This is a genomic window from Pseudomonas sp. GW821-FHT09C08 (genome assembly GCF_059418125.1).
In genome coordinates this window covers 1509998-1517041 of sequence record NZ_JBWKPG010000001.1, presented here as the reverse complement: position 1 = coordinate 1517041, position 7044 = coordinate 1509998, and the positions used below count along the sequence as shown (strand labels likewise).

Genomic DNA, 7044 nt, shown 5'->3' with positions numbered 1-7044 from the left:
CCCGGGTGTACGCAGATCAAATGTGGGAGCTGGCTTGCCTGCGAAAGCGGTGGATCAGCCAGCGAATGCATCAACTGGCACACCGCCTTCGCGGGCAAGCCCACTCCCACATTTTTTTGATGTGTGCAGGGCTCGGGGGTTGGCTGCGAGGCTGAAAGTGTTGGCCAGCCCTTGCCCACGGGGGATTGGGAGGGGCCTGAGACCCCGGGTGTACGCAGATCAAGTGTGGGAGCTGGCTTGCCTGCGAAAGCGCTGGGTCAGCCAGCGAATGCATCAACTGGCACACCGCCTTCGCGAGCAAGCCCGCTCCCACATTTTTTGATGTGTGCAGGGATCGGGGGGTGGCTGCGAGGCTGAAAGTGCTGGCCAGCCCTTGCCCACAGGGGTTTGGGATGGGGCCTGAGACCCCGGGTGTACGCAGATCAAATGTGGGAGCTGGCTTGCCTGCGAAAGCGGTGGATCAGCCAGCGAATGCATCAACTGATCTACCGCCTTCGCGAGCAAGCCCGCTCCCACATTTTTAGTCGGTGCAGGACCTAGGGCTTGGCTTCGTTGCTGAAGGTGTTGACTGTCTTGACCAACCCTTGCGCCGCCAATGCCACCAGTTCACCGCCTTTTTCCACGGTCGCCAGCGCGGGGTCGGAGCCCATGCGTCCGTCGGGGAAGCGTGCGCGGAAGTCGAGGGCTTCGCGGATCGGCCCGGTGTTGGCGATTTGCGGCGAGTAGTCGGCGGACTTGATCGATTCCGGGTACGCCCATTGCGTCACGGCAATCTCCGACGGCGTGGCATGGCTGCCATGGCCCACCGGGAATTGGCGGTGAGCCAACTCGTTGACGCCCTCCAGATCCCACCAGTTCACCAGCTTCAGCGCAAAGCCGGCGGGGCGACGGCCGAAGCTCGCCTCGGCGTACAGTTCGGAAAACGCCGCTTCAATCGTGGCGATATTGCCGCCATGGCCGTTGAGGAACAGGATCTTTTCGAAACCATGCCCCGCCAGCGAGCGCACCCAGTCGCCAATCGCGGCAATGAAGGTGGAAGGGCGCAGCGAAATGGTGCCGGGGAAGCCCAGGTGATGCTGGGCCATGCCGATATTGAAAGTGGGGCCAATCAGGATGTCGGCGTTTTTCTGTGCCTCATGGGCGATGATTTCCGGACACATCCAGTCGGTGCCGAGCAGGCCGGTTGGGCCATGCTGTTCGTTGGAGCCGATGGGGATCACCACCGTGCGGCTGCGTTCCAGAAACTGTCCGATCTCGATCCAGGTGGATTTGTGTAGCAGCATGCGATGCTCTCTTTTATCTGTGGGACAGGCTATCCGCCACGGATTGTACGACTACTCGCCACCTGTTGGGGTTTGCAATTGAGGTACGTCGAGGACTTCAGCCAGCGCTGGTCGGGGTACCACGAAAACATGAACTGCCCATCCTTGAGCTTATCCACCACCTGGCGTGCCACCTGCGGGCGCACGGCCGGGCAACCCTGGCTGCGGCCGATACGGCCTTCGCGCTTGCTCCACAAGGGGCTGACGTAGTCGGCGGCATGAATCACCAGGGCGCGGTCGCGGGCCTGGTCGTTGAAGCCCGGCTCCAGGCCGTCCATGCGCAGCGAGTAGCCGTGGGCGCCGAGGTAGCTTTCCTGGGTTCGAAACAGGCCCAGGCTGGATTGGTGGCTGCCTTCCTGATTGGAAAACTGGGTGGCGAAGTTTTCCCCGGACTTGGCACCATGGGCCACCAGGTCGCGCAGTACCAGGGTCTTTTTGCGCAAATCGAAGATCCATAGCCGACGAGCGGTCGATGGCTGCGAATAGTCAATGACGGCCAGGCGCTCTGAGCGTTCCTCGCCGTTGTTGACCGCGCACTGCACCGCGCTCAGGGCGCTTTTGAGCACAGTGGGATTGAGTTCTGGAGCCGAGCGCGCCAGGCTGCTATACAAGGAAGGAGGGTTGCCATTGGCGGCGAGCGCAGTATTGCTCAACGCGGCCAGGCTTACGGCTATCAAACCGAGGCGGCAGAAAAAAGTCAGCATCTACAGTACATCCCCCCCACTGTGGATTGGAGCAAAGCCATTGTTCAAAAAACACGCATGTTACTTGAGCATTTGCCTGCTCGTTGCACCATTGGTCGCGACAGCCGATGCGCTGCCGGACGCCGCGTTACCCGTCGCGCCGCCAACGTTGGTCGCCACGGCGCCGGTGCAGCAGGCCCTGGCGCAACTGGCCAGTGTCTGTCCCAGCCTGGCGCCGCAGATCGATGCCGCCGTGCAGGCCCGTCTGCAAGCCTTCTACCAGCAGCAGGGCGATGTGCCTGTGTGGACCGCCGATGAGCGCCGGCAAGCGTTGCACGCTCAGTTGCTGATGCTCGCTGACGACGGCCTGGACCCCACCCACTATAGCCTGCCTGCGGCGGACGCCACGGCTAACGTGCTGTGCAGCGATATCGACAGCAGCCGGCAGTACCTGCAAGCCCTGCAGGATCTGCATTACGGACGTCTGCAGCAGTCGCGCTTCGAGCCCCTGTGGCACTCGCAGCCGCCGGCCCATGACCCGGATACCGAAGTGCTGGCCTTTGCCGCCGCCGGCCTGCAGGACATGGCCCAGGCCTTCGACCAGGCGCGCCCCAGCGCCGATCTTTATCGCAGCTTGCGCAACGCCTATTCCGCCGTGCGCCAACGACCGTTGCCGCATTGGGACCCGGTCGCCACCGGCCCGCTGCTGCGCCCGGGCATGGAAGACCCGCGCGTGCCCGAGCTCGCGCGGCGCCTGTACAGCGGCGGCTACCTGGCCAAGGCACCGACCGGCAGCAGCAGGCAATATCGCGACGAGCTGGTCAAGGCGGTCAAGGCCTTCCAGCTCAGCCACTCGCTGCAGGCCGACGGCGTGATCGGCACCGGCACCGTGGCCGAACTCAACGTCAGCCCGGCCGTGCGCCGCGAACAACTGCGCATCAACCTCGAGCGTTTTCGCTGGCTGGCCCAGGACCTGGAACCCGAAGGCGTGCTCGTCAACGTGGCGGCCGCGCAACTGAGCGTGTACCAGAGCGGCATCCCGGTGTGGCAAACCCGCCTGCAAGTGGGCCGCGCCGAACGCCAGACGCCGCTGCTCAAGTCTCGCATTACCCGCCTGACCCTCAACCCCACCTGGACCATCCCGCCGACCATCATGCGCGAGGACAAGTTGCCAGCGATCCGCCTCAACCCCGAATACCTGCGCCAGCAGAACCTGCAGGTGCTCGACGCCCAAGGCCACCCGCTGGCGCCCGACCAAGTCGACTGGGCACGCCCCGGCAATATTCTCCTGCGCCAGGAAGCCGGCCCGCGCAATCCGCTGGGCAAGATCGTGATGCGCTTCCCCAATCCCTACTCGGTGTACCTGCATGACACCCCGAGCCAGCCGCTGTTTACCAAAGGGCCACGGGCGTTCAGTTCGGGGTGCGTGAGGGTCGAGCAGCCGTTGCTGTTGCGCGACCTGCTGGTGAGCCCGGCCGAACGCGCGCGCACCGACGAACTGCTGGCTACCGGCCTGACCCACGAATTCCGCCTGGCCACGCCGGTACCGGTGTTGTTGGGCTACTGGACCGTGCAGGTCGACGGCCAGGGCGACCTGGTCTACGCGCCGGACATCTACGCGCGTGACCCGGTATTGATGAAGGCGATGGGCAGCGTCCTCTAACCCACCCCAACCCTGGCCCCTGGGCTCCTGTGGCGAGCGGGCTTGCCCCGCGTTGGGCTGCGCAGCAGCCCCATCACACCCCCAACATCCGCCGCCTGATGGCTGACGCCGAACACCGTGCTCCCGCAACAGCTCCCGCCCCGGCAGCCGCCCGCCAGATGCCCTATTTCAGATAGCAGGCGCTGATCCAGTCTGCCGGCTTGGCCGAGAGCTGCATTGCCACGGGTCGGTAGCGCGGGTCCAGTTGCGCTGCCAGCCAAAACAGGCTTGCGCTGCTCCTGGGCTGCCAGGCGCCGTTGTAGCCAGCCTCGCCAACGCCGGCGCGGTCTTTGTCGAATTGAACATGGGTGTGCACGAACTCCTGATGGCTGCGCTCACCCGTGGCGTACGGCACCAGCCAATCGAGGGCGGCACCCAGGGACGCGCCATTGGCGGTGGTGGTCAGCCAGTTGCCACCCACCCCGTAGGGCTTGGCTGCCAGCGCGGCCTGCACCAGCGGCTCAAGGTCGTAGACCACGTAATGCAGGGCGTCGCGGTCGTGGAAGTCGGTCACAGAGCCATCGGGCAGGATATTGTCGGCGACCTGCTGCTGGAACAGGTGAGAGGCCTGCTCCAGCATCACCCGGTCCCCCAAGGCGGCCGCCGCCACGCTGACCAACTTGACGCGGTGGCTCTGCCAGTTATTGGTCTGCGTGCCTTTTTTCGGCGGGTGAAACTGCTCGATACCCGCGATGTAGCCATTGCCCAGTTGGCTGATCAAGCGGCGACTGGCCTCGCGGGTAGCCGGGTTCAGATGGTCGGCGGTCAGCGCGTAGGCGCTGATCAGCATGTCGAGGTTGGTCTCGTCGATGGGGTTGAAGTCCGGTTGGTACACCCCGGCCCACGCGGCGAGGTAGGCATCGACCTGCTTGAGGTAACGCGCATCGCCGCTCAAGCGCCAGGCCAGTGCCGCCTGGCGCATCACCGGCCAGTCCTGCTCGGCCGCGATGCTCTGCTCGCGAATGCCGTGGTGCGGCAGGGTGCCTTCGGTGTGCACATGCGCCAGGGGCTGGGGCAGGTCACCCACGTGACGTTGGGCCGCCGCCAGCAGCGCGGGGGACGCAGGATTTGTCGCGACGGGTTGGCAAAGGCTTGCCGCCGAGGCCGCATGGGTAAACGCCGCCAGCATGGCAGTCAGGGTCAAGATGGTTTTTTTCATGAAAGGCTCTGCAGGACGCGAACCCCGTCACGCTAGCACGCAGCCGGCGAGCGTTTGATGAAACTCCCGTCAACTCAGTATGCTTGCGCCCCCCACCGGTCGATCCCAGGACGCGCCATGACCTTGCCCTTTGTGAAGATGCACGCCCATGGCGACGACTTCATCATCATCGACCGCCGTGGCCTCGATGACCCGATCACCCCCGAAGTCGCCCGCCGCCTCGGCAACCGTCACACCGGCATCGGCTTCAACCAGCTGGCGGTGGTGCTCGATTGCAAAGACGCCGCCGCACGCATCAAGTTCTGGAACCCCAACGGCACGCCTTTGGCCACGTGCGGCAGCGCCACCCGTGGCGTGGCTGATCGGTTGATGCATGAAGCCGGCGCCGATTCGGTGGTACTGCGCACCGATCGCGGCCTGCTGACGTGCGTGCGCGAGGCGGGGCGGCGAGTGTCGGTGGACATGGGCGCGCCATCGCTGGACTGGGCCGCGGTGCCGCTTGCCGAGGCCATGGATACGCGCACGTTGCCCATCGAGGGAAGTCCTGCGGCGTGCAGCATGGGTAACCCGCATTGCACGTTTTTTGTACAGGACATCGCCGCCGTCGACGTCGCGGCGCTGGGGCCGGCGCTGGAAATCCATCCGTTGTTCCCGGCCAAGACCAATGTGCATTTTGTGCAGGTGCTCGATCGCGGGCATATCCGCCTGCGCATCTGGGAGCGCGGTGGCGGCGTGCCGCTGGGGTCCGGCTCGTGCTGCTGCGGGGCGGTGGTCAATGGCATCCGGCGTGGGCTGCTCGACGCCACCGTGCAGGTGCAGTGCGATGGCGGTACGGTCACGGTGCACTGGGACGGGCAGGGTGGTGTAGTGCTGACCGGCAGTGTGGCGCCGGTGATGCAGGGCAGCGCCTACGCGTTCGAGTGTTGATCAGGTAAAGTCGGCGCCTTCAGGAAGAAACTTCAGGTAACAATCATGATGCGGTGGTTGCAGCAATCCGTCTTGAGTCTGCTGGTGTTGATGGCCTGCAGCCTGTTCATCAGCGCCCAGGCCGACACTTCGCCGATCGGCGTGGCCCTCGACCAACGGGTCATCGACCTCACCAACACCCTCGACCCTGGCACCACCACCCGCCTGAAGGAGCAACTTGCCGCCCTTGAGCAACGCAAAGGCGCGCAGGTCGCCGTGCTGCTGGTGCCCACCACGGGCGGCAGCAGCATCGAGGATTATGCCAACCAGCTGTTTCGCGCCTGGAAACTGGGGCGCAAGGATGTCAACGACGGCATCCTGCTGGTGGTGGCCAAGGAGGACCGCAAGGTGCGCATCGAGGTCGGCTACGGCCTGGAAGGCACCGTCACCGACCTGCTCGCCCACCGCATCATCGAAGAACACATTACCCCGGCATTTCGCCAGGGCGACTTCGCCGGCGGCGTGGCCCTGGGCGTGAACGACCTGGTGGTGCTGGTGGACGGCGGCGACTTGCCCAAGGTCGCCGGCCCCGGCATCAATCCCCAGGCGGTGGCGGTGTTGCTGGCGTTTATCGTCGGCGGCATCGGCGGCGTGCTGATGGCCGCCGGCAAGCTGCCTTGGCGCCAGGCCTTGATGTTCACCGTCGGGGTCACGGTGGCGCTGGCGGCGCTGGCCGGTGGGCGGGATTGGCCGATGTACCTGCTGCTCTTGCCGTTGACGATCCTGATCGGCGGCGCGACCTTCGGCGCCTTGTGGCTGGCGCGCACGGTGTTTTACTGCGTGATCGGGTTGCTGGCCTACATCGCGGCTTTGCTAGTGGCGGACCGTTTCGTGGCGGTCAGCTTTGTCCATTGGCTGGCCTTGCCCCTGGGCGCGCTGGCCGTGCTGGGGGCGTACCTGGCGCTGTGGGTGGTCATGAGAGACGCCTGGAAGACCAGCCCCGTGGGGTTTGCCGTGCGGCTGCTGGCGGCGGTCGCGGTGTACGTTGCTGCCGGGTTGATCGCCGACGCCGGGCGTGACGGCTGGCTGGTGGCGTTTCCGATTGCTTCGTTCGTGGCGCTGTTCATCTTTGGCAAGACCGCCGCCGGCTCGGGTTCCGGTTCGGGCGGCAGTTCATCCGGTTCAAGCTCCAGCAGCTCCAGCTCCAGCAGCAGTTCGTCCGGTGGCGGCGGCTCCAGTGGTGGCGGCGGGGCTTCAGGGAGCTGGTAAAGC

The 7044-nt window shown here is 65.3% G+C and carries 6 protein-coding genes; 3 read left to right on the top strand and 3 right to left on the bottom strand.

The genetic code is table 11. From position 1 onward, the window contains the following. Positions 1-536 precede the first annotated feature (536 nt). Positions 537-1283, bottom strand: a complete 747-nt coding sequence (locus tag AC07OJ_RS06415; protein ID WP_065907618.1) for a creatininase family protein — start codon at positions 1281-1283, stop codon at positions 537-539. Between the two features lie 29 nt (positions 1284-1312). Beyond that, positions 1313-2026, bottom strand: a complete 714-nt coding sequence (locus AC07OJ_RS06410) for a murein L,D-transpeptidase catalytic domain family protein (protein WP_065907619.1) — start codon at positions 2024-2026, stop codon at positions 1313-1315. A 40-nt stretch (positions 2027-2066) separates the two neighbouring features. On the opposite strand from AC07OJ_RS06410, the gene AC07OJ_RS06405 reads away from it, so the two are divergent. Next, entirely contained in the window at positions 2067-3668 is a 1602-nt protein-coding gene (locus AC07OJ_RS06405) for a L,D-transpeptidase family protein (RefSeq protein WP_106803520.1), read from the top strand. Between the two features lie 163 nt (positions 3669-3831). Here the strand turns inward: AC07OJ_RS06405 and AC07OJ_RS06400 are convergent, their stop codons facing one another. Continuing rightward, on the bottom strand, positions 3832-4866 hold the full coding sequence (locus AC07OJ_RS06400) for an alginate lyase family protein (RefSeq protein WP_495094229.1): 1035 nt from the start codon (positions 4864-4866) through the stop codon (positions 3832-3834). Between the two features lie 117 nt (positions 4867-4983). On the opposite strand from AC07OJ_RS06400, the gene dapF reads away from it, so the two are divergent. After that, positions 4984-5793 carry a diaminopimelate epimerase gene (dapF, locus tag AC07OJ_RS06395; RefSeq protein ID WP_495094228.1) on the top strand — a complete coding sequence of 270 codons (810 nt, stop codon included), beginning with the start codon at positions 4984-4986 and terminating at the stop codon, positions 5791-5793. 45 nt (positions 5794-5838) lie between these two features. Next, positions 5839-7041 (top strand): TPM domain-containing protein, encoded by a 1203-nt coding sequence (locus tag AC07OJ_RS06390; RefSeq protein ID WP_495094227.1) that lies wholly within the window; start codon positions 5839-5841, stop codon positions 7039-7041. Positions 7042-7044: the final 3 nt, after the last annotated feature.

Bases quoted from the DNA above. Each gene is read 5' to 3' on its own strand.
- dapF (WP_495094228.1), top strand. From the start codon at position 4,984: ATGACCTTGCCCTTTGTGAAGATGCACGCCCATGGCGACGACTTCATC.
- AC07OJ_RS06390 (WP_495094227.1), top strand. From the start codon at position 5,839: ATGATGCGGTGGTTGCAGCAATCCGTCTTGAGTCTGCTGGTGTTGATG.
- AC07OJ_RS06410 (WP_065907619.1), bottom strand. From the start codon at position 2,026: ATGCTGACTTTTTTCTGCCGCCTCGGTTTGATAGCCGTAAGCCTGGCC.
- AC07OJ_RS06415 (WP_065907618.1), bottom strand. From the start codon at position 1,283: ATGCTGCTACACAAATCCACCTGGATCGAGATCGGACAGTTTCTGGAA.
- AC07OJ_RS06400 (WP_495094229.1), bottom strand. From the start codon at position 4,866: ATGAAAAAAACCATCTTGACCCTGACTGCCATGCTGGCGGCGTTTACC.